At 75.5% G+C, this 20,118-nt stretch carries 21 protein-coding genes; 9 read left to right on the forward strand and 12 right to left on the reverse strand.

The window, feature by feature from the left end:
- Nucleotides 1-315: 315 nt before the first annotated feature.
- Together ACU610_RS18310 and ACU610_RS18315 are read right to left on the reverse strand one after the other, a co-directional pair.
- A complete protein-coding gene (locus ACU610_RS18310) occupies nt 316-465 on the reverse strand; it encodes a hypothetical protein (RefSeq protein WP_446769122.1) in 150 nt (49 codons plus the stop codon).
- A 230-nt stretch (nt 466-695) separates the two neighbouring features.
- On the reverse strand, nt 696-2,405 hold the full coding sequence (locus ACU610_RS18315) for a phosphoenolpyruvate--protein phosphotransferase (protein ID WP_446769123.1): 1,710 nt from the start codon (nt 2,403-2,405) through the stop codon (nt 696-698).
- Between the two features lie 162 nt (nt 2,406-2,567).
- Here ACU610_RS18315 and ACU610_RS18320 point away from each other — a divergent pair, with 162 nt between their 5' ends.
- The 4 genes from ACU610_RS18320 to ACU610_RS18335 are packed head-to-tail and all read left to right on the forward strand — an operon-like array spanning nt 2,568 to nt 6,831.
- Nucleotides 2,568-3,335 carry a DeoR/GlpR family DNA-binding transcription regulator gene (locus tag ACU610_RS18320; RefSeq protein ID WP_446769124.1) on the forward strand — a complete coding sequence of 256 codons (768 nt, stop codon included), beginning with the start codon at nt 2,568-2,570 and terminating at the stop codon, nt 3,333-3,335.
- A complete protein-coding gene (locus tag ACU610_RS18325; protein WP_446769125.1) occupies nt 3,332-4,363 on the forward strand; it encodes a 1-phosphofructokinase family hexose kinase in 1,032 nt (343 codons plus the stop codon). Before ACU610_RS18320 ends, ACU610_RS18325 begins: the two co-directional genes overlap by 4 nt.
- Before the next feature lie 21 nt (nt 4,364-4,384).
- Nucleotides 4,385-6,520 (forward strand): PTS fructose transporter subunit IIABC, encoded by a 2,136-nt coding sequence (locus ACU610_RS18330; protein ID WP_446769126.1) that lies wholly within the window; start codon nt 4,385-4,387, stop codon nt 6,518-6,520.
- Between the two features lie 50 nt (nt 6,521-6,570).
- The gene (locus ACU610_RS18335) at nt 6,571-6,831 is read left to right on the forward strand and encodes an HPr family phosphocarrier protein (RefSeq protein ID WP_446769127.1); all 261 of its coding nucleotides are present in this window, start codon (nt 6,571-6,573) and stop codon (nt 6,829-6,831) included.
- 226 nt (nt 6,832-7,057) lie between these two features.
- Here the strand turns inward: ACU610_RS18335 and ACU610_RS18340 are convergent, their stop codons facing one another.
- From ACU610_RS18340 to ACU610_RS18355, 4 genes are all read right to left on the reverse strand, one after another.
- Nucleotides 7,058-7,525, reverse strand: a complete 468-nt coding sequence (locus ACU610_RS18340) for an SRPBCC family protein (RefSeq protein WP_446769128.1) — start codon at nt 7,523-7,525, stop codon at nt 7,058-7,060.
- Between the two features lie 164 nt (nt 7,526-7,689).
- Nucleotides 7,690-8,526 carry an alpha/beta hydrolase gene (locus ACU610_RS18345; protein WP_446769129.1) on the reverse strand — a complete coding sequence of 279 codons (837 nt, stop codon included), beginning with the start codon at nt 8,524-8,526 and terminating at the stop codon, nt 7,690-7,692.
- A gap of 148 nt (nt 8,527-8,674) precedes the next feature.
- Nucleotides 8,675-9,346, reverse strand: coding sequence for a response regulator (locus tag ACU610_RS18350; RefSeq protein WP_446769130.1), 672 nt, complete (start codon nt 9,344-9,346; stop codon nt 8,675-8,677).
- Nucleotides 9,343-10,047 (reverse strand): sensor histidine kinase, encoded by a 705-nt coding sequence (locus ACU610_RS18355; RefSeq protein WP_446769131.1) that lies wholly within the window; start codon nt 10,045-10,047, stop codon nt 9,343-9,345. The genes ACU610_RS18350 and ACU610_RS18355 overlap by 4 nt, the downstream gene beginning before the upstream one ends.
- A 716-nt stretch (nt 10,048-10,763) precedes the next feature.
- Here ACU610_RS18355 and ACU610_RS18360 point away from each other — a divergent pair.
- Nucleotides 10,764-11,312, forward strand: a complete 549-nt coding sequence (locus tag ACU610_RS18360) for a hypothetical protein (RefSeq protein WP_446769132.1) — start codon at nt 10,764-10,766, stop codon at nt 11,310-11,312.
- A 53-nt stretch (nt 11,313-11,365) separates the two neighbouring features.
- Here the strand turns inward: ACU610_RS18360 and ACU610_RS18365 are convergent, their stop codons facing one another.
- The 3 genes from ACU610_RS18365 to pdhA are packed head-to-tail and all read right to left on the reverse strand — an operon-like array spanning nt 11,366 to nt 14,948.
- Nucleotides 11,366-12,832, reverse strand: coding sequence for a dihydrolipoamide acetyltransferase family protein (locus ACU610_RS18365; RefSeq protein ID WP_446769133.1), 1,467 nt, complete (start codon nt 12,830-12,832; stop codon nt 11,366-11,368).
- 2 nt (nt 12,833-12,834) lie between these two features.
- Complete coding sequence (locus ACU610_RS18370) at nt 12,835-13,812, reverse strand: alpha-ketoacid dehydrogenase subunit beta (protein WP_446769134.1); 978 nt, start codon at nt 13,810-13,812, stop codon at nt 12,835-12,837.
- Entirely contained in the window at nt 13,812-14,948 is a 1,137-nt protein-coding gene (gene pdhA, locus ACU610_RS18375) for a pyruvate dehydrogenase (acetyl-transferring) E1 component subunit alpha (protein WP_446769135.1), read from the reverse strand. The genes ACU610_RS18370 and pdhA overlap by 1 nt, the downstream gene beginning before the upstream one ends.
- 218 nt (nt 14,949-15,166) lie before the next feature.
- Between pdhA and ACU610_RS18380 the strand changes: the two genes are divergently transcribed.
- On the forward strand, nt 15,167-15,640 hold the full coding sequence (locus tag ACU610_RS18380) for an Lrp/AsnC family transcriptional regulator (RefSeq protein ID WP_446769136.1): 474 nt from the start codon (nt 15,167-15,169) through the stop codon (nt 15,638-15,640).
- On the opposite strand, the gene ACU610_RS18385 is transcribed toward ACU610_RS18380, so the two are convergent.
- Nucleotides 15,631-15,927, reverse strand: a complete 297-nt coding sequence (locus ACU610_RS18385) for a DUF3253 domain-containing protein (protein WP_446769137.1) — start codon at nt 15,925-15,927, stop codon at nt 15,631-15,633. The genes ACU610_RS18380 and ACU610_RS18385 overlap by 10 nt on opposite strands.
- 189 nt (nt 15,928-16,116) lie before the next feature.
- On the opposite strand from ACU610_RS18385, the gene ACU610_RS18390 reads away from it, so the two are divergent.
- From ACU610_RS18390 to ACU610_RS18400, 3 genes are read left to right on the forward strand one after another with little or no spacing between them, the layout of a single operon-like run.
- Nucleotides 16,117-16,659, forward strand: a complete 543-nt coding sequence (locus ACU610_RS18390; protein WP_446769138.1) for a hypothetical protein — start codon at nt 16,117-16,119, stop codon at nt 16,657-16,659.
- Between the two features lie 32 nt (nt 16,660-16,691).
- Nucleotides 16,692-17,762: a M42 family metallopeptidase gene (locus ACU610_RS18395; protein WP_446769139.1), complete on the forward strand. Its 1,071-nt coding sequence runs from the start codon at nt 16,692-16,694 to the stop codon at nt 17,760-17,762.
- 41 nt (nt 17,763-17,803) lie between these two features.
- Entirely contained in the window at nt 17,804-18,322 is a 519-nt protein-coding gene (locus ACU610_RS18400) for a hypothetical protein (protein ID WP_446769140.1), read from the forward strand.
- 99 nt (nt 18,323-18,421) lie between these two features.
- Here the strand turns inward: ACU610_RS18400 and ACU610_RS18405 are convergent, their stop codons facing one another.
- Together ACU610_RS18405 and ACU610_RS18410 are read right to left on the reverse strand one after the other, a co-directional pair.
- The gene (locus tag ACU610_RS18405) at nt 18,422-19,747 is read right to left on the reverse strand and encodes a serine hydrolase domain-containing protein (RefSeq protein WP_446769141.1); all 1,326 of its coding nucleotides are present in this window, start codon (nt 19,745-19,747) and stop codon (nt 18,422-18,424) included.
- 26 nt (nt 19,748-19,773) lie between these two features.
- A complete protein-coding gene (locus tag ACU610_RS18410) occupies nt 19,774-20,109 on the reverse strand; it encodes a DUF3817 domain-containing protein (protein WP_446769142.1) in 336 nt (111 codons plus the stop codon).
- Between the last annotated feature and the right edge of the window lie 9 nt (nt 20,110-20,118).

The raw sequence follows: 20,118 nt of genomic DNA on the forward strand, positions 1-20,118 counted from the left end.
CGTCCCATCGGCAGTGAGGGACCCGAGGTTGAAGAGGCCTCACCCCAAGGGGGGACGGCGCACCAGGTCGGTACGAGGTACCCCGGGAGGGTACCTCGTACGCCGCCGAGACCGCCCCCTCGACGGCCGACCCGAGGAGGCGGGTGCCACCTGCAGTGCCCGGCGCGAGGGCAGCTCCGCGCGCGACACCCCGCAGCGAGCCTCCGGCCGGGACCGGTCCCGGCCTGTCGGGCTCGGGACGGGCCGGCAGCAAGCGACCCCGGTCTCCGCGCAGGAGGCCGGGGTCGCGCATCAGCCCCGTCGCGGGGCCCGCTGTCAGCGAAGGGTGAACCCGCCGCTGTTAGCCATCGTCAGCAGCTCGTCGCGCATCGCCGGGCTGCTGGTGCGAGCGAGGGCGCGGTCGAGCGCCCGACGCGTCCGCGCCGCCTGCCGACGCCGCCGCCAGCTGGAGGTCACGCTGTTCATGACTCGTTGCCTTCTTCCGGTCTCGTAAGGTCTGCACCCTGAGCAATGCAGGTGCAGTCCGCATTATTCCGAAGAAAGGCAGGTAGACCGCGCGACACGGCGATGATCCGTCACTCCGGAGGGTGATCTCGGCATCGACCCCTCGGCAGGCGGAAGGACCTCGTCCCCCTCACCGCTCGCGGGCTCGCCTCCGGACGGGCCGGCGGCGAGCGGGACAGAGGGGCCCTTCCTCAGTCGACGCCGAGTTCGCGGCGGGCCGCCGCCCGGGCGGCCTGCGGGTCGTCGGTCAGCAGCGCCGCCTCCGCCGCGCGCCGGCAGGCGTCGGTGTCGACGACGGCCAGCCGCGCGCCGACCCCGGCGATCGACGACGCCGCGCACGACAGCGAGGTGACGCCCAGGCCGACGAGGACGCAGGCCAGCAGCGGGTCGGCAGCGGCCTCCCCGCAGACGCCGACCGGCTTCCCGGTCCGGCGGCCGGCCTCGGCGGTGAGCTGCACCAGGGTCAGCAGCGCCGGCTGCCACGGGTCGGTGAGGTCGGCCAGGTCGGCGGACAGCCGGTCGGCGGCCAGCGTGTACTGCGAGAGGTCGTTGGTGCCGATCGACAGGAAGTCGACGTGCTGCAGCAGCCGCTCGGCCATCAGTGCCGCCGACGGCACCTCGATCATCACGCCGGGGGTGAGCCCACGGGCGCGCACGCGCGCGGCGAAGTCCGCGGCCTCGCCGACGGTCGCCACCATCGGCGCCATCACCCACGGCGAGGCGCCGGCCCGGCGGGCACCCTCCGCGATCGCGTCCAGCTGTCGCTCCAGCAGGCCGGGGTCACGGCGCGCGACGCGCAGCCCGCGGACGCCGAGCGCCGGGTTCTCCTCGTCGGGCATGGTGGCGAAGGCCAGTGGCTTGTCCGACCCCGCGTCCAGCGTGCGGACGACGACCCGCCGGTCGCCGAAGGCCTCGAACACCTCGGCGTAGCCCGCCGCCTGCTCCTCCACCGAGGGCTCCTCGGCCCGGCTGAGGAAGGCCAGCTCGGTGCGCAGCAGCCCGACGCCCTCGGCGTGCTTGGCCGCCGCGACCCGCGCCCCGGCGCCGTCCTGGACGTTGGCCAGCACCTTGACCTCGAGGCCGTCGCGGGTGCGGCCCGGGCCGCGGTACCCGGCCAGCGCCGCGGCGGCGGTCTCCGCCGCCGCCACGCGGGCGCGGGCCTCCTCGGGGTCCGGGTCGACGGTGACCGTGCCGCGCTCACCGTCGAGCAGCACGGTGGCGCCCTCCGGGACGTCGTCCAGACCACCGACGGCGACCACGCAGGGCAGCCCGAGCTGGCGGGCGATGATCGCGGTGTGGCTGGTGGTGCCGCCCAGCCGGGTGGCCAGGCCGGTGATGCGGGTGGGGTCCAGTCCCGCGGTGTCGGCCGGCGCGAGGTCCTCGGCCAGCAACACCGAGGGCTGCTCCGGGCTCGGGACGCCGGGCTCCCCCTGGCCGGTCAGCTGGGCGACGATCCGGTCCCGGACGTCCCGGACGTCGGTCACCCGCTCGGCCATGAGTCCGCCCAGGCTGGTGAACAGGTCGACGAACTGCTGCGCGGCCTGCACGGTGGCGACGGCGGCGGGCGTGCCGGCGTCGATCCGCTGCTCGACCGCCGAGAGCAGGCCGCGGTCGCGGGCCAGGCCGGCGGTGGTGGCCAGCACCTCCGCGCTCACCCCGGTCGCCGCGCTCGCGCGCTCGGTGAGCCGGTCGGCCACCACGCCGGCAGCCGCGGCGAAGCGCTCCTTCTCCCCCGCGCGCTCCTCCTCGGGGACCACGACGCCGTCGTCGGACGGCAGCAGGACCGCACCCGAGGGGCGCACGACCGGGCCCCAGGCCACCCCGGGGACGACGGGCGTGCCGGGCAGCACCACCGGGGCAGTGGTCGACGGGATGGCGGTTCCGGGGGCGTGGGTGGTCATGGCTACCTCGCACGGGTCGGTTGCGGGACGCGGTTCGGGCTATGACCAGAGTCACGAATGGGTGTTGACTTGTCAACGGATCACACGTAGAACAACACCAACACAACGCCAAGCCAACACAAACGGGCAACCGGTGTGTGCTAGAGGGCAGGGAGGTGGGACGTGTACGCCGAGGAGCGTCAACAGACGATCGCCGGGTTGGTCGCCGACCGCGGCAGGGTCTCGGTCACCGCGCTCGCCGAGGAGTTCGGGGTCACGACCGAGACCGTGCGCCGGGACCTGGCCGTCCTCGAACGCGCGGGGACGTTGCGCCGTGTGCACGGCGGCGCCGTCCCGGCCGGCGCGCTCACCTACGTGGAGACCGCGCTCGGCGAGCGGCACGGCACGCGCAGCGAGCAGAAGCGCAAGATCGCCACCGCGGCGCTGGACCTGCTGCCCGGGTCCGACGGCAGCCTGCTGCTCGACGGCGGCAGCTCCACCGCCGCCCTCGCCGAGGTCCTCCCCGGCGACCGGCGGCTGCTGGTCGCCACGCACTCGGTGCCCATCGCCGCCCGGCTGGCCGCCGCTCCCGGCGTGGACCTGCACGTGCTCGGCGGCCGGGTCCGGGGGATCACCCAGTGCGCCGTCGGCGAGCGGACCGTCGCGACCCTCGCCGACCTGCGGGTCGACGTCGCGTTCCTCGGCAGCAACGGCGTCACCGCCGAGCACGGGTTCACCACGCCCGACGAGGCGGAGGCATCGGTGAAGCGCGCGATGATCCGCGCCGGGCAGAAGGTCGTCGTCCTGGCCGACAGCAGCAAGCTCGGCCGCGAGCACCTGGTCCGATTCGCGACGCCGGCCGACGTCGACATCCTGGTCACCGACGCCGAGGCCGCACCGGCCGACCTCGCCCGTCTCGAGGACGCCGGAATCGAGGTCGTGGTCGCATGAGTGGGCGCGTCGTCACCCTCACCGCCAACCCCAGCCTGGACCGGACGCTCTCGCTGCCCGGCCCGCTCGTGCGCGGCGGCGTGGCCCGCCTGGCGCCGAGCTCCACCGAGCCCGGCGGCAAGGGCGTGAACGTCGCCCGCGCGATCGCCGCCGCCGGCGGGGACGTCGTCACCGTGCTGCCCGCGGCCGACGACGACCCGATCGTGCGCGCGCTGCGCGGGCTGGACCTGCCGATGGCCACGGTCCCCATCGCCACGCCGGTGCGCACCAACTACACGCTGGCCGAGCCCGACGGCACCACGACCAAGCTCAACGAGCCGGGCGCACCGCTGGACGACGAGGCCCGCGGAGCGCTGACGATCGCGCTGCACCAGCACGCTGAGGGCGCCCGCTGGGTGGTCCTCTCCGGCTCGCTGCCGCCGGGCACCCCGCTGGACTGGTACGCCGACCTGGTCCGCTCGCTGCGCGACACCGGTGTCAAGATCGCCGTCGACACCTCCGAGGCGCCGCTGCTGGCCCTGCTGGCTGCCGGCCCGGACGCCGCGCCGGACCTGCTCAAGCCCAACTCCGAGGAGCTCGCCCAGCTCTCCGGCGTCCCCGAGGCCCACCTCACCGCCAACCGCGCCACCGCGCTGGCCGCCCTCGACACGCTGCACGCGCGCGGCGTGGCCGAGGTGCTGCTGACCCTCGGGGCCGACGGCGCGTTGCTGTCCTGCGCCGAGGGCGTCTGGTCGGCCACGCCGCCGCGGATCGCCGTCCGCAGCACCGTCGGCGCCGGCGACTGCAGCCTGGCCGGCCACGTGCTGGCCGACCTGGCCGGCGCCGCGCCGGCCGAGCGGCTGCGCTCCGCGGTCGCGTACGGCGCGGCCAGCGCCTCGCTGCCCGGTTCCGCCGTCCCCACGCCCGAGCAGGTGACCGCCCTCGACGTGGAGGTCGTCACCGTCCGGACCGTGGGCCTGCCCAGCACCACCACCGCACCGCCAGTCACCTGGAGCACCACCGTCCCGGCCGCCGGCCGCGACGTCTGACGCCTGACGAGTAGGTGAGCCATGCCCGACCTGATCACCCCTGACCTGGTGGCACTCGACGCCGACCTGGGATCCGACAAGACCACGGTGGTGCGCCGTCTCGCCGGCCTCGTCGCCGGCGCCGGGCGGGCCACCGGGGCCGACGGCCTCGCCGACGACGCCCTCGCCCGGGAGGCGCAGGCGGCCACCGGCCTGCCCGGCGGCATCGCGATCCCGCACTGCCGCTCGGCCGCGGTCACCGAGGCCTCGCTGGCCTTCGCCCGGCTGGACCCGAAGGTCGACTTCGGCGCCCCCGACGGCCCGGCGGACCTGGTCTTCCTCATCGCCGCGCCGGCGCACGGCGACGCCGACCACCTCACGCTGCTGACCGCCCTGGCCCGCGCGCTGGTGCGGCCGGAGTTCGTGGCCTCGCTGCGCGCGGCCGGCTCCGCCGACGAGGTCGTGCGGCTGGTGCAGGAGGTCGTCTCCCCCGAGCCGGCGCCCGCCGGCGCCCCCGCGGCGTCCGGCTCCTCGAGCGCCGCGACCGCCGCCACCCCCGCCGCGCCGGCCGCCGACGCGGGCACCGCCGGTGCCCGCCGCAGCATCGTGGTCGTCAGCGCCTGCCCGACCGGCATCGCGCACACCTACATGGCGGCCGACAAGCTCACCGCCGCCGGCGAGGCCGCCGGGGTCGACGTGCACGTCGAGACCCAGGGCTCCTCGGGCTCCACCCCGCTGGACCCCGCCGTGATCCGGACCGCCGACGCGGTCATCTTCGCCGTCGACGTGGGCGTCCGGGACCGGGACCGCTTCGCCGGCAAGCCGCTCGTCCAGTCCGGCACCAAGCGGGCGATCAACGAGCCGGACGTCATGGTCCGCGAGGCGCTGGCGGCCGCCGACGACCCGAACGCCCGCCGGGTGCCCGGCGGTACCGGAGGCGCCGCCGAGCCCGCCGCCGCGGCGGGCGGGCGGCCGAGCACCGCCACGGAGGTCCGCCGCTGGCTGCTCACCGGCGTCAGCTACATGATCCCGTTTGTCGCCGCGGGCGGTCTGCTCATCGCGCTGGGCTTCCTGTTCGGCGGCTACCAGATCGTCAACCCCGACCCGACGTCGGCCGACGGCAACAGCTACGCGCTGAACTGGGTCCTGAACAACACCTTCTTCAACCTTCCCGACGCCGCGCCGACCGAGGGCCTCAACGACGGCTTCTGGGGCTACCTCGGCGCCGTCTGCACCGTGCTGGGCCAGGCGGCCTTCGGGTTCCTCGTCCCGGCGCTGGCCGGCTACATCGCCTACGCGATCGCCGACCGCCCGGGCATCGTGCCCGGCTTCGTCGTCGGCGCCGTCTCGGTGAGCGTGGGCGCCGGCTTCATCGGCGGCCTCGTGGGCGGCATCATCGCCGGCTTCGCCGCCCGCTGGATCAGCGGCTGGAAACTGCCGACCGGGGTCCGCGGCCTGCAGCCGGTCGTGATCATCCCGCTGCTCGCGACGCTGATCTCCAGCGGCCTGATGGCCGTCCTCCTCGGCCGCCCGCTGGCCGCCGCCCTCACCGGCCTGGGCAACTGGCTCAACGGCCTGACCGGCACCTCGGCGGTGCTGCTCGGGATCATCCTCGGCCTGATGATGTGCTTCGACCTCGGCGGCCCGGTGAACAAGGCGGCCTACGTCTTCGCGACCACCGGTCTGGCGGCCGGCTCCGGCGCCCCGCTGGTGATCATGGCCACGGTCATGGCGGCCGGCATGGTGCCCCCGCTGGCGATGGCGCTGAGCACGGCGATCCGCCCGAAGCTGTACACGCCCGCCGAGCGGGACAACGGCAAGGCGGCCTGGCTGCTGGGCCTGTCCTTCATCTCCGAGGGCGCGATCCCGTTCGCCGCGGCCGACCCGCTGCGGGTCATCCCCTCGATGATGCTGGGCGGCGCCACCACCGGTGCCATCGTCGCGGCCAGCGGCGTCGAGCTGCGCGCGCCACACGGCGGCATCTTCGTGTTCTTCGCGATGAGCAACGTGCTGATGTTCGTCATCGCCCTGATCATCGGCACCGTCGTCGGCGCCGTCGCGGTCACCATCGCGAAGAGCATCGGCCGCCCGAAGGCCGACGCCGTCCCCGAGGACGCCGTCGACATGGCCCACGCCCACAACGCCGCCGCCCCCGTCACCCAGCCGGCTCGCGCCTGACGCGCCAGGCTGGACCCGACCACCCGTCTCCGAAACGAGGGAGAGACCCCATGCCCAGTCAGACCGTCACCGTCGGCTCCCGGGTCGGGCTGCACGCCCGACCGGCGGCCCTCATCGCCGAGGCCGTCGGCAAGGCCGGTGTCCCGGTCACGCTGGCCACGCCCGGAGGCAACCCCGTGGACGCCGGGTCGCCACTGATGATCATGACGCTCGGTGCGAAGCAGGGGGCGGAGGTCGTCGTGAGCAGCGACGACCCCGCCGTCCTCGACCAGATCGCGGGCCTGGTCGCCCAGGACCTCGACGCCGAGTAGCAGGAGTACCCCGTCCGCGGCGAGCCTCTGGACGGGGTCGGCGGTGCCCTGAGGAGCGGCCGCCACAGACGACGGCGCCCGTCCCCTGCAGAAGGGGGCGGGCGCTGTCCTGGTGAGGTGCTGGAACGGCCCCCTCGCAGTTGAAGGACCCCGTCCTCCTCACCCCTCGCAGGCTCGGGGCGAGCCTCGGGACGGGGCCGAGGGCGGGGGGCGAGGGGGTCCTTTGTCAGGTCTGGTCTGGGCGGGGGACGTCGCCGCGCCAGGCCCCGGTCTCGGTGCCGCGGCTCTCGATGAACTCCTTGAACCGCTTGGCGTCGGCCTTGACCTGCCGGTCGTCGAAGCCCAGTGCCGCGCCGGCCTTCTCGACGATGCCGGTCGGTTCCCAGTCGATCTGGATCATCACGCGGGTCTTGTTGTCGTCGAGGCGGTGGAAGGTGACCACCCCGGCGTGCTTGGCGTCGCCGCTCGTGCTGGTCCAGGCCACCCGCTCCTCGGGGTGCTGCTCGGTGATCTCGGCGTCGAACTCCCGCTTGACGCCGTCGATGTTGGTCACCCAGTGGGTGCGCGTCTCGTCGAGCTGCGTGATCCGCTCGACCCCGCCCATGAACTGCGGGAAGGTCTCGAACTGCGTCCACTGGTCATAGGCGACCCGGATGGGGACGTCGACGTCGATGGCTTCCTGCACGCTGGCCACGGTTCGGCCCTCCTCTGCTCGGGTTCGGGTGTGTAGTCGCTCTACCCGCCTCCTCCGCGCAGGACACCTCCGTCGCGGGTGAGGCCCCGGGCGTGGGCGGCCACGCTCCCCCGCACCGGGCGGCCCGCGGATCGGCGTCCCCAGCGCGTCGGCGGCGAGGGAGGTCAGGCCCGCCGCGCCGGTCTGCGGCCGGCGTTCTCGACCGCCCAGTCCAGCGCGAGGTCGGCCACCGCCTCCCAGCCGGGCTCGGCGCAGGTCCAGTGCGACCGGCCGGGCAGGTCACGGACCTCGGTCAGCGCCGCGGAGTGCCGGTAGTGGCGGGCGTTGGAGTGGTTCACCGACGGCGGCATGATGCGGTCCTCGCCGCCGGTGACGAACAGCAGCGGCGCCCGGTCGTCCCGGTCGTAGTCCACCCAGGTCTCCTGGTGGCCGGGCTTGAGGTTGGCGACCACCCCGTCCCACACCCACCGGCCCGGGGCGGGCACGTGGTAGCGCTCGTACGCCCGGTCGGACTCCTCGCGGGACAGGGTCGAGGCGAACGAGGCGTGGAACTGCTCCGGCGTGAACCCGACCGCGCGGTGCCGGTTCGCCGGGTTGCGGAGGAACGGGAACAGCGACCGCAGCTGCGCCGGCGGGGTGACCAGCACGCCCTCGGTCGGCGCCGAGTCGATCGCCACGCCGGCCGCACCCAGGCCCCGGGCCAGGAGGAGCTGGGTGAACGTGCCGCCGAACGAGTGGCCGATGAGGATCGGCGGCCGGTCGAGGGCGGTCACCACGGCGGCGAGGTGCTCGACGGTGTCGGTGACCGAGGCCTCGGCGATGACCCGCGGATCCGCACGCAGCGCCTCGACCTCGATCTCGAAGCCGGGGTAGGCGGGGGTCAGCACGCGCAGACCGCGCGCCTCGATGTGGGGCACCCAGTGCTCCCAGCTGCGCGGGGTCATCCACAGTCCGTGGACCAGGACGACGGTGTCGGGCGCCGCGGTGGGTACGTCGCTCATGGCACGCCTCTCGCCGGTTCGGGGCGAGCCGGGCACGGTGCGCGGACCGGCCCGCGCTGGCGCGGCGGACGCTAACGACCCCGCGGCGGCCGCCCCCAGGGCCGGCGGCCCCGCTGCCGCGCGTCGGTCACGGCGTGGAGGCGGCCGGTCATCCGGCTTTACCGGGCCGCACGAGGCCGCTCTCGTACGCGCGGACGACGGCCTGCACCCGGTCCCGGACGCCGAGCTTGGCCAGCAGCCGGGTGACGTGCGCCTTGACGGTCGCCTCGGTGACGACGAGTGCGGCGGCGATCTCGGTGTTGGACAGCCCCTGGGCGACCAGTTGCCACACCTCGCGTTCCCGCGGGCTCAGGTCGGCGGCGGGGTCGGGGCCCGCGACCGGAGCAGGGGCCTGGAGGTAGCGCTCGATCAGCCGCCGGGTCACCACGGGCGCCAGGAGCGCCTCCCCCGTCGCCACGACCCGCACCGCGTCGACCAGCCGGTCCGGTGCGGCGTCCTTGAGCAGGAAGCCGGCGGCCCCCGCCTCCAGTGCCCGGAAGACGTACTCGTCGAGGTCGAAGGTGGTCAGCACCAGCACCTGGGGCGGCTCGGCGAGCCGGCGCAGCCGCCGGGTGCCCTCGATGCCGTCCATCCGCGGCATCCGGACGTCCATGACGACCACGTCCGGACGGTGCTGCAGCGCCTGCTCGACGGCCTCGTGACCGTCGGAGGCCTCGCCGACCACCTCGAGCCCGCCGCCCTCGAGCACCCCGACGACACCCGACCGGACCAGGGCGTGGTCGTCGGCCACGACCGCCCGCAGGGGAGCCGGTCCCGTCACGTCCCCACCAGCGGGAGCACCGCGCGGACCTCCCAGCCGCCCCCGTCGACCGGCCCCACCGCCAGGGAGCCGCCGTACACCCGCACGCGCTCGCGCATCCCCGGCACCCCGTGACCGCCGCCGCCGTCGGCCAGGTCGCCGCCGGGTGCCGCGTGCACGCCCGGATCCCGGCCCCTGCCGTCGTCGCGCACGTGGAGCCGGACCTCCTCGGGCGTCACCTCGACGCGGACGCCGACCGTGGCCCCCGGGGCGTGCTTGAGCACGTTGGTCAGGGACTCCTGCACCAGCCGGTACACGGCCAGCGAGGGGCCGTCGGGCACCGCGGCGTCGCCGACGACGGCGAGGTCGACGCGCAGGCCGGCGTCCCGGGCGTCGCGCGCCATGTCCTCGAGCCGGGAGATGCCGGGCTGCGGTGCGTAGTCCGGGTGTCCCTCCCGCAGCACGTCGAGCAGGTGCCGCATCTCGCGCATCGCCTCGGCGGCCGTGCGCCGCGCCATGCCGAGGTGCGCCAGCGCGCGGTCGGGGTCGCGGACGACGAACTGCTCGGCGGCACCGGTCTGCAGCACGACCACGGAGACCGAGTGGGCGACGACGTCGTGCAGCTCCCGGGCGATGCGCTCCCGCTCCAGCGTCACGGCCCGGTCGGCCGCCGCGGCCGATCCCTGCTGGGCGTGCAGTGCGGCCAGCGCGCGGTGCCGCACGACCGCCCACCGGTCCAGGCGCCGGCGACGAAGAACAGGGCGATGGCGAGGGCTCGCGGCTGCGCGCCGTCCTGCCCGAAGTAGCCGAACTGCCCGGCCGCCCCATGGCGAGCACCGGCAGCGTGCCCAGCACCGCGGCCGCCGGCAGCACGGCGACGTGCGCGGCGACGGTGAAGGCGCCCAGCAACAGGCTCGGGAACGGCGTGAAGGTGGTCCCCACCGTGCCGCTCAGCAGCGCCGACGAGACGACGAGGACCAGAGACAGCACCACCAGGACCGTTCCGGGGTACCGGCGGCGCAGCGCCAGCGGCAGCGTCGACAACAGGACGAACGCCGTCCCGCCCACCGGGGGCAGCGGGGTGAGGACCACCTCGACCAGCCCCCACGCGGCCAGGCCACCGGCGAGGGCGAGGTCCAGCGCGCTCGTCAGCCCGGCACCCGCAGCGCGGCCGCGACGGACGGGCCGGCGGGGCCGACTGCGGTGGTCACGGACGCAGAACCTACGGGTCCCGCCAGCGCCCGTGCGTCATCCCGAGGTCGAGGTCCGGTGTCGACCCGGGTCGACACCACGGGCGCGACCTGCGCCCCCGGCACTGTGGACCGCAGGCCGACGCGACGGCGGTCCCGTTGGCCCCAGGCTCCTCGGCGACGGCCCGCTCGGGGCCGATCGACGATCCGAGGAGCACCTGTGACCACCGCGTCCGCCCCCGTCCACCTTGACCACCGCAGCCGACCGCCCGGCGTCGACGACCGACCGGCGGGCCGCCGCCGCGGCCTTCGGCGGGGCGGCGATCTCGGTCGCGGTCGGGGTCACCCAGCTGCTGTTCCCGCAGGACACGCTCGCCGCCATCGACCCGCGGACCCGCGTGATCCTCGTCGGCACCACCGTGCTGCTGTGGGCGCTGCCCGTCCTCTACCTCCGCCTCGGGGCCTCGGCCGCCGGGCAGTGGGCAGCCCGCGTCGCCTCGGCCGGCACGGTGCTGCTGACCGTCGGCACCCTCTCCAGCGCGGTCAACGGCGAGGACCTCGCCTTCTTCCCGCCGGTCGCCATCGCGGCGAACGCGCTGTGGCTGCTCGGCTCGATCGGGCTGTCGGTCTCGCTGTGGCGGGCCGGGCGGGTGCCGCGGGCGGTCGCCCTGCTGGTGCCCGCGGTGGTGCTCGGGACGATCTTCCTGTCCCAGCTGGGCGGCGGGATCCTGGCCGGCGCGTACCTCGCGGCGGTGGGGTCGCTGCTGGTGCGCGGCCGGCTCGACCGGCGGGCCTGACCCTCCGCCGCGGACGGGCCCCGCCGCAGACCGGCGGGGCCCGTCGTGCGCGCTCAGAACGCCAGCGCGGTCCCCGGGTCCGACAGCAGTGCCCCGACGTCGGCGAGGAACCGGCTGCCCAGCTCCCCGTCGATGATGCGGTGGTCGAACGACAGCGCCAGCTGCGTGACCTGTCGCGGGCGCACCCTCCCCTTGTGCACCCACGGCATCTCGCGGATCGCGCCGAAGGCGAGGATCGCCGACTCACCGGGGTTGAGGATCGGGGTCCCCGTGTCGACGCCGAAGACGCCGACGTTGGTGATCGTGATCGTGCCGCCGGTCATGTCCTCCGGGGCGGTGCGGCCGGCCCGGGCGGTCTCGGTGAGCTCGGCCAGCGCGCCGGCCAGCTCGGCCAGCGACAGCCGCCCGGCGTCCTTGACGTTGGGGACGACGAGCCCGCGCGGCGTGGCCGCGGCGATGCCCAGGTTGACCTGCCCGTGGACGACGATCTCCTGGGCCGCCTCGTCCCAGGAGCTGTTGACCATCGGGTGCCTCGCGGCGGCCAGCAGCAGCGCCTTGGCCACGAACAGCAGCGGGCTGACCTTGACCCCGGCGAACTCCGGCCGCGCGGCGATCCGCGACCGCAGCTTGACCATCCGCGTGACGTCGACGGTGAGGAACTCGGTGACGTGCGGCGCGGTGAAGGCGCTGGCCACCATCGCCGCCGCGGTGTGCTTGCGGACGCCCTTGACCGGGATCCGCTGCTCCCCCGCCGTCGGTGCGGCGACCGGCCGCAGCTCGGTCACCGGTGCCGGGCCGGCCGCGGCCGCCTCGACGTCTGCGCGGGTGATCACCCCGCCGGCGCCGCTGCCGGTCAGCGCGGTGAGGTCGACCCCGAGACCCTTGGCCAGCTTGCGCACCGGCGGCTTGGCCAGGGGCCGGGGCCGGCGCCGCCCGTGCTCGACGGCGCGCGACGGCGCCGCGTCGGCCGACGCCGCGTGCGCCTCGGCCTGGCGGCCCACCTCCAGGCCGCCGTGCCGCACCGGCTTGGTGGTCATGTCCGGCGCGGTGGCCAGCAGCGGCGGGCGCTCCTGGCCGCCCGAGCCGTAGTCCGCCTCCGCGGGGACGGGAGCGGGCGCGCGACGCGGGCGGCGGCGGGCCTCCGTCGTCCGCGGCCCGTATCCGACGAGCACCGCCGTCCGCCCGCCGGGAGCCGCGCCGCCGATCAGCCCGGCCTCGACCTCTCCACCACCCGCCCCGGCGGTGCCGTCCTCCGCGGGCTCGGGAGCCGCCACCCCGCCGGTGTCGATGGTGATGATCGGCGTCCCGACGTCCACGGTCTCCCCGGCCTCGTGCAGCAGCGCGGTGACCGTGCCCGCGAACGGCGAGGGCAGCTCGACGGCGGCCTTCGCCGTCTCGACCTCGCACAGCGGCTGGTTGACCGTGACCGTGTCGCCGACGGCGACCAGCCACTGCAGGATCTCGCCCTCGGTCAGCCCCTCGCCGACGTCGGGCAGCTTGAACTGCTTGAGCACGCCCATCGTCAGAAGCCCATCGCGCGGTCGACGGCGTCGAGCACCCGGTCGAGGTCGGGGAGGTACTCCTCCTCGAGCTTCGACGGCGGGTAGGGCGTGTCGTAGCCGCCCACCCGCAGCACGGGCGCCTCGAGGGAGAAGAAGCACTCCTCGGTCACCCGCGCGGCGATCTCCGCGCCCAGGCCGAGGGTCACCGGCGCCTCGTGGACGACGACGCAGCGCCCGGTGCGCCGCACCGACTCGACCACCGGGTCGAGGTCCAGCGGGGACAGCGTGCGCAGGTCGACGACCTCCAGCGAGCGCCCTTCCTCCGCGGCCGCCTCGGCCGCCTGCAGCGCCGTCTTCACCATCGGGCCGTAGGCCAGCACGGTGACGTCGTCCCCGCCGCGGACGACGCGGGAGGCGAACAGCGGGTCCGGCGTGGCGGTGGTGTCCACCTCGGCCTTGTCCCAGTACCGGCGCTTGGGCTCGAGGAAGACGACCGGGTCGGGGTGCGCGATGGCCTGCTGGATGCCCCAGTAGGCGTCGACCGGGTTGCTGACCGCGACCACCTTGAGGCCGGGCGTGTGCGCGAAGTAGGCCTCGGGGCTCTCGCTGTGGTGCTCCACCGCGCCGATGCCGCCGCCGAAGGGGATCCGGATGACGACCGGCATGGCCAGCTTCCCGCGGGAGCGGGCGTGGATCTTGGCCACCTGGGTGACGATCTGGTTGTAGGCCGGGAAGACGAACCCGTCGAACTGGATCTCGCAGACCGGCCGGTAGCCGCGCATGGCCAGACCGACGGCGGTGCCCAGGATGCCTGCCTCGGCCAGCGGGGTGTCGACGACGCGGTCCTCGCCGAAGTCCTTCTGCAGGCCGTCGGTGATCCGGAAGACCCCGCCGAGCCGGCCGATGTCCTCCCCCATGAGCACGACCTTGGCGTCGTCCTCCATGGCCCGGCGCAGGCCGAGGTTGAGCGCCTTGCCGATGGTCAGCGTCTCGGCCATCAGTGCCCGCCTCCCTCGAAGCTCGCCTGGTACGCCTCGAACTCGGCCTGCTGCGCGGCCAGGTGCGGCGTCTGCTCGGCGTAGACCTGGTCGAACATCGCCGTCCCCGGTGGGTCGGGCATCTCGGTGGTGCCGCTGCGGATCCGCGCCGCGAGCTCGTCGGCCTCGGCCTCGACGGCGGCGAAGAAGTCGGCGTCGGCGACGCCGCTGCGGGACAGGTAGGCCTTGACGCGGGCGATCGGGTCGCGCAGCTTCCACTCCTCCAGCTCGCTGGCCAGCCGGTACCGGGTGGGGTCGTCGGAGGTGGTGTGCGCGCCCATCCGGTAGGTGAACGCCTCGATGAACGTCGGGCCCTGGCCCTCCCGGGCGGCGGCGAGCGCCGCCCGGGTCACCGCCAGGACGGCGAGGACGTCGTTGCCGTCGACCCGGACGCCTGGGAAGCCGAAGCCGGCGGCGCGCTGGTAGAGCGGCACCCGGGATTGGCGCTCCAGCGGGACGCTGATGGCGTACTGGTTGTTCTGGCAGAAGAAGACGACCGGGGCGGAGAAGCTGGCCGCCCAGATCATCGCCTCGTTGACCTCGCCCTGGCTGGTCGCGCCGTCGCCGAGGAAGGCGAGCACGGCGCTCTCGGCGCCGTCCCGCTGGACGCCCATGGCGTAGCCGGTGGCGTGCAGGCACTGCGCGCCGATGACCACGGTGTAGAGGTTGAAGCGGGTGGCGACCGGGTCCCAGCCGCCGTTGTCGACGCCGCGGAAGAGGCTCATGACGTGCAGCGGGTCGACCCCGCGGGTCCAGGCCACGCCGTGCTCGCGGTAGGTCGGGAAGGCGTGGTCCCCGGGCTGGAGAGCGCGGCCGGCGCCCACCTGGGCCGCCTCCTGGCCCAGCAGCGAGGCCCAGATGCCCAGCTCGCCCTGGCGCTGCAGGGCGGTGGCCTCGACGTCCCACCGGCGGACCAGCACCAGGTCGCGGTAGAGGTCGCGCAGCTGCTGGTCGTCGAGGTCCATCGCGTACTCCGGGTGCTCGACCCGCTCGCCCTCGGGGGTCAGCAGCTGGACCAGGTCGGGTTGCCGGGGCAGGTGCGGCGCCTCCGCACCCGGTACCGGGTCGACCACCTCGGTGGCACTGGACACGCTCACGTGCTCCTCCTCGCCGTCGTCCGCCGCGGCCGGGGTCGCCGGGCCGCGCGGGCGGTGTGGACGTCTCGTGGCACCCGGGTGTGGCGCCACTCACACATCGTGGCACGACCCGGCCTGTGATGGAGGAGACACCTGCCCAGCGATCTGCGCAAGGTCCCCCGAACGGATTGCGCACGATGACCGGTCATGGGGTCCTCCGGCCTGTCAGACTGAGCGACGTGCCCGATCTCGACGCCACCGACGCCCGCCTGCTGCAGGCCCTGGCGGAGGACCCGCGCGCGACGGTCATGGCGCTGTCGCAGCGGCTCGGCCTGGCACGCAACACCGTGCAGGTGCGGCTCGCCCGGCTGGAGTCCGGCGGCGCCCTGGCGCCCTTCGACCACCGCGTCCGCCCCGAGGCGCTGGGCTACCGGCTGGGCGCGTACATGACCGTGCAGGTGGTGCAGCGCAGCCTGGCCGACGTCGGGGACGCGCTCGCGGACATCCCCGAGGTGCTCGAGGTGACCGCGCTGTCGGGCGTCGCGGACCTGCTGGTGCGGGTGGTCGCGGTCGACGCCGACGACCTCTGGCGGATCACCGATCGGGTGCTGGCCATCCCCGGCGTCCAGCGCACCGACACCGCGCTCGCGCTGCGCCGGCTGGTCGACCACCGCATGGGCCCGCTGTTGTCCCGGGCCGCCGGTCAGGGCTGAGGCCGGCGCACCCGCACCGGGCCGCGGGCGGTGGCGACGTCGACGACCTCGCCGCGCTGGGTGACCTCCACCTGCCCGGCCGCGGCCAGCCGCCCGGCCGCCGCGCGGGCCGCGGGCATGAGCTCCCGCCAGCCGTGCGGGTCCACCGCGCGGGCCGCCTCCGAGGGGCAGATCGTCGCGCCGGCCCGTCGACCGTCGAGCAGCGCGTCGATCGCCTGCTCCAGCCGTACCCCGACGTCCTCCATGCCGCCCAGCGTGCGGCGCGGGACGTCGCCGCGCCACGGCACGCGGAGAGACGACCACGGCCTCGGACCTGCTGCTGGCCCGGAGCCCACCTCGTCCGGCCGCACCTCTCCCCCTGCCCCACATGGTGGGCAGGGGGAGAGCATCCGTGGATGGCGGTGGTGCCCGGCGGGTCAGCCCAGCGGGGACGCCGGCAGCCCGCCACGGTCCGCCGGCCGCGGGATGCTGGGCGCGTGCGCCGCTGGACGACCGGGCTGCTCGCCGCCCTGCTGCTCGTGCTCGCCGGATGGGTGCCGGCCTCGCCCGCGTCGGCCTGCAGCTGCGCGGCCGGGACGACGGTCGACGCCCTCGCCTCCGCCGACGCCGTGTTCAGCGGCCGGCTGGTCTCCCGCGAGGAGGACGACGGCACGGCCCTGCACGTCTTCGCGGTCGACACCGTCTACGTCGGCGAGGTGTCCGCCCGGCAGGGCGTGGTCTCGGCCGCGTCCGGCGCCTCGTGCGGCCTCGAGCTCAGCGGCGCCGGGCCCTTCCTGGTCTTCGCCACCCGGCAGGGCGACCGGCTGACGGCCGACCTGTGCGGCGGGACGGGCCCGTGGACGGCTCCGGCCGCGGCGGAGGTGCAGATGCTGACCGGCGCGAGCCCCCCGGAGCCCGGGGAGGCCGGCACCGAGCTGTCCGCGGGCCTCCCCGACGCAGCCGTGCAGGGAGCCGTCGCCGTCCTGCTCGTGGGGGCGTTCGTGGGCGGCCGGCTCCTGCGGCGCCGGGCGGCCGGGTAGACCGGGGACCGCACGGGGTAGGGGGGCCGGTCGTGCGCCCCGATGACCGCGACCTGTTGCAGCAACTGCTCTCCGCCTACGGCCCGCGAGGCCAGGAGGACGACGTCCGGGCGATCTGCCGCCGTGAGCTGGAGCCGCTGGTCGACGAGCTGACGGTCGACCCGGCGGGCAACGTCGTCGGGCTGCTGCGCGGCACGGGGCAGGCGGCGGCGCCGGTCGTGCGGGTGACGGCCCACATGGACGAGCTGGCGATGATCGTCAAGCGGGTGCAGCCCGACGGCACACTGCGGCTGTCCCAGCTGGGCACGATGTACCCGGGCAACTTCGGCCTCGGCCCGCTGACCGTCCTGGGGGACGCCGAGCAGCTCACCGCCGTCCTGCTGCTCGGTTCCGAGCACACGACCCAGGAGACCGCGCAGGTCTGGCAGACCAAGCCCGACGCCGGTGACCGGGCCATGCAGTGGGGCGACGCGTACGCCTTCACCGGCCGCACCGCCGAGGAGCTCGACGCCGCCGGGGTGCACCCGGGCACGCGGGTCTGCGTGCACCGGAGCCGCCGGTCGCTGGTCGAGTTCGGCGACTTCGTCGGCAGCTACTTCCTCGACGACCGTGCCGCGCTCACCGCGCTGGTCTCGGCAGCGCGCCGGCTGCGTGAGGGCGGTCACCGCCCGTCGGCCGACGCCTACCTGGTCTGCACCACCGGGGAGGAGATGGGCGGGATCGGGGCGGCGTACGCCAGTCGGACGCTGCCCGGCGACCTCACCCTCGCCCTCGACGTCGGCCCGGCCGAGGCCGAGTACCAGGTGCCGGCCGACTCCGGGCCCGTCGTCGCCTACGCCGACGACGCCGTCGTCTACGACAAGCCGGTCGCCGACCACTTGTTGGCCCTCGGCCGCGAGCTGGGCCTGGACCCGCGGGCGGCGGTCTGGGAGGCCTACGACTCCGACGCCAGCCAGTCCACGAGCAGCGGGCAGGCCGCGCGAGCGGCCCTGCTGTCGTTGCCGACGCTGTCCACCCACGGCTACGAGGTGCAGCACCGGGAGACCGTCGAGCGCTGCGCGCGGCTCGTGGCCGAGTTCCTGTGCCGCCCGGTGCCGCGCTGACCTGGGTGTACCCCGCCGTCGGACGGGGGTAGACCGGGCGGATGGCGAAGCGCACCCCGCTGGGGACCATCGGCAAGGGACGACGCGGCATCAGCGTGGCGGGCTGGGCCCTGCGCGGAGCGGCGGCCGGGGCGGCGGGCAGCACCGCGCTCAACGCCGTCACGTACCTCGACATGACCGTCCGCGGCCGCCCGACGAGCTCCACCCCCGAGCGGACCGTCGAGGAGCTGGCCGCGAAGGCGCACGTGCCGATCCCGGGCGACGGCGACAAGCGGCAGAACCGCATCCAGGGGCTGGGCCCGATCACCGGGCTGGTGGCCGGCGTCGGCGTCGGCGTCGTCGTCGGGTTGGTGCGTGCGGCCGGCTACCGGTCCCGGCCGCTCGTCGGCACGCTGCTGACCACGCTGGGGGTGCTGGTCGTCGCCAACGGGCCGATGACCGTGCTCGGCATCACCGACCCCCGCACCTGGTCCGCGACCGACTGGGCCAGCGACATCGTCCCGCACCTGGCCTACGGCGCGGTCGTGAAGACGACGATGGACGCCTTCGACCGGCCCTGACCTCCCGCGAGATCTGCACAGTGGTGGTCGTCAGCCACGGGATCGCCACCACTGTGCAGATCTCGCGGGACGGGCCGGCGGGCGGGGCCGACCCCCGCGTCAGGCCCGCCAGCCGCCCTCGTCCACCCCACCGGGCACCGGGGCGTCGGGGTCGTAGGGCTGCCGGGTGAAGACGAAGGTGCCCAGGTCCAGGTGGTCCTCGGCGATCCGCAGCGGCTCGCCGGCGTAGTAGCCGTCCAGGCCCACCCACGTGCCGTCGTCCCGGCGGGCGAAGCGGCTGGCCCGCCCGGCGCGGCCCGGCAGCGGACCGAGGTGCAGCAGGCCACCGGGCAGCGCCCGCAGCGCGTAGGGCCCGGGGCCCCAGTACCAGATGCCGAGGCACTCCAGGGGGACCGGCGGCCGCGAGGGCACCCACGCCTCGACGACCCGCGGCTCGGCGGCGCGCAGGTCGGCGAGCAGGCCGGGGAGGAGCGGGTCCAGGCCGGCGGTGGTGTTGGCCAGCGAGACGGCGCCGGTCTGCTCGTCGCGGTCGACGAAGACACCGGCGAGGAAGCCGGGCATCGAGCCGCCGTGGCCGACCAGCGTGCACCCGTCGACCCGCAGCACCTGCACGCCCAGCCCGTACGCCGACCAGCCCGGCGCGGAGGAGTCCACGCCCGCCGGCACGGTCATCTCCTCCAGCGTCGCGGCGTCGAGGACGTCGCCCGTGTCGCCGAGCAGGAAGGCGGCGAAGCGTCCCAGGTCGGCCAGCGTCGCCCACAGCTGCCCGGCGGCGGCCATCACGCCGGCGTCGTGCTCGGGCTCGGGCAGGACGACGTCGGCCCACGGGTGCACCGCGCGCCCCTCCGCGGCGGGGGCGACCGGCCGCGGCGTCGTGCGCGTCATGCCCAGCGGCTCGAGCACCTCCGTGCGGACGACGTCCTCCCAGGACCGGCCGCGCAGCCGCGCCACCAGCTCGCCGAGCAGGCCGAAGCCGAGGTTGGAGTAGTGGAAGCGGCGCGCGGCCCCGAGGACGACGTGCTCGGGGGCCAGCTGCAGGTCCGCCAGCGAGCCGCCGGGGGCACGCTCCCACCACGCGCCCGGGCTCTCCGCGGCGGCACCGGCGACGTGCGCGAGCAGCTGGCCGACGGTGCGGTCCCCGAGCGGGGTGCCGGGAACGTGCCGGTCGAGCGGGTCGTCGAGGTGCACCCGGCCCTCGTCGCGCAGCCGCAGGACGGCGACCGCGGTGACGGTCTTGCTGATCGACCCCAGCCGGTACTGGACGTCGGTGTGCGGCTCGGGGACGTCGCCGCGCCCGGTCGACCAGGCCAGCCCGCCGTCCCGGACGACGCCCGCGACGAGGCTGGGCGCCCGTCCGTCGCGCTGCACGCGGGCGGTGCGGGCGAGCAGCAGGCGGGCGGTGGACGGCAGGACGGCGTCGGACACGGGTCCTGACGCTAGCGAGCCGTGGGTCAGGAGGTGGGCGCCGCCTCGGGCACGGGCAGTCGGCCGGTGCGGGTGGCCCAGCGGTCGAACCAGAGGGTGACCAGCGGAGGCACCGACGCGGCGAGGGCGAGCAGCGTGGTGCCCGCGTTCCAGCGCAGCACCCGGGCGGCCACGACCGCGACGACGACGTAGGCGACGAAGATGCCGCCGTGGATCGGGCCGAAGATCTGCACACCGCGCTCGGAGGTCGCCAGCACGTACTTGACGAACATCCCGAACAGCAGGCCCACCCAGGAGCACGCCTCGGCGAGAGCGACGGCACGGAAGGCGAGGGCGACGGCGCGCGGGGTCACGCCGCCCATGGTCCCCGA

This window comes from Geodermatophilus sp. URMC 61 (assembly GCF_052931555.1).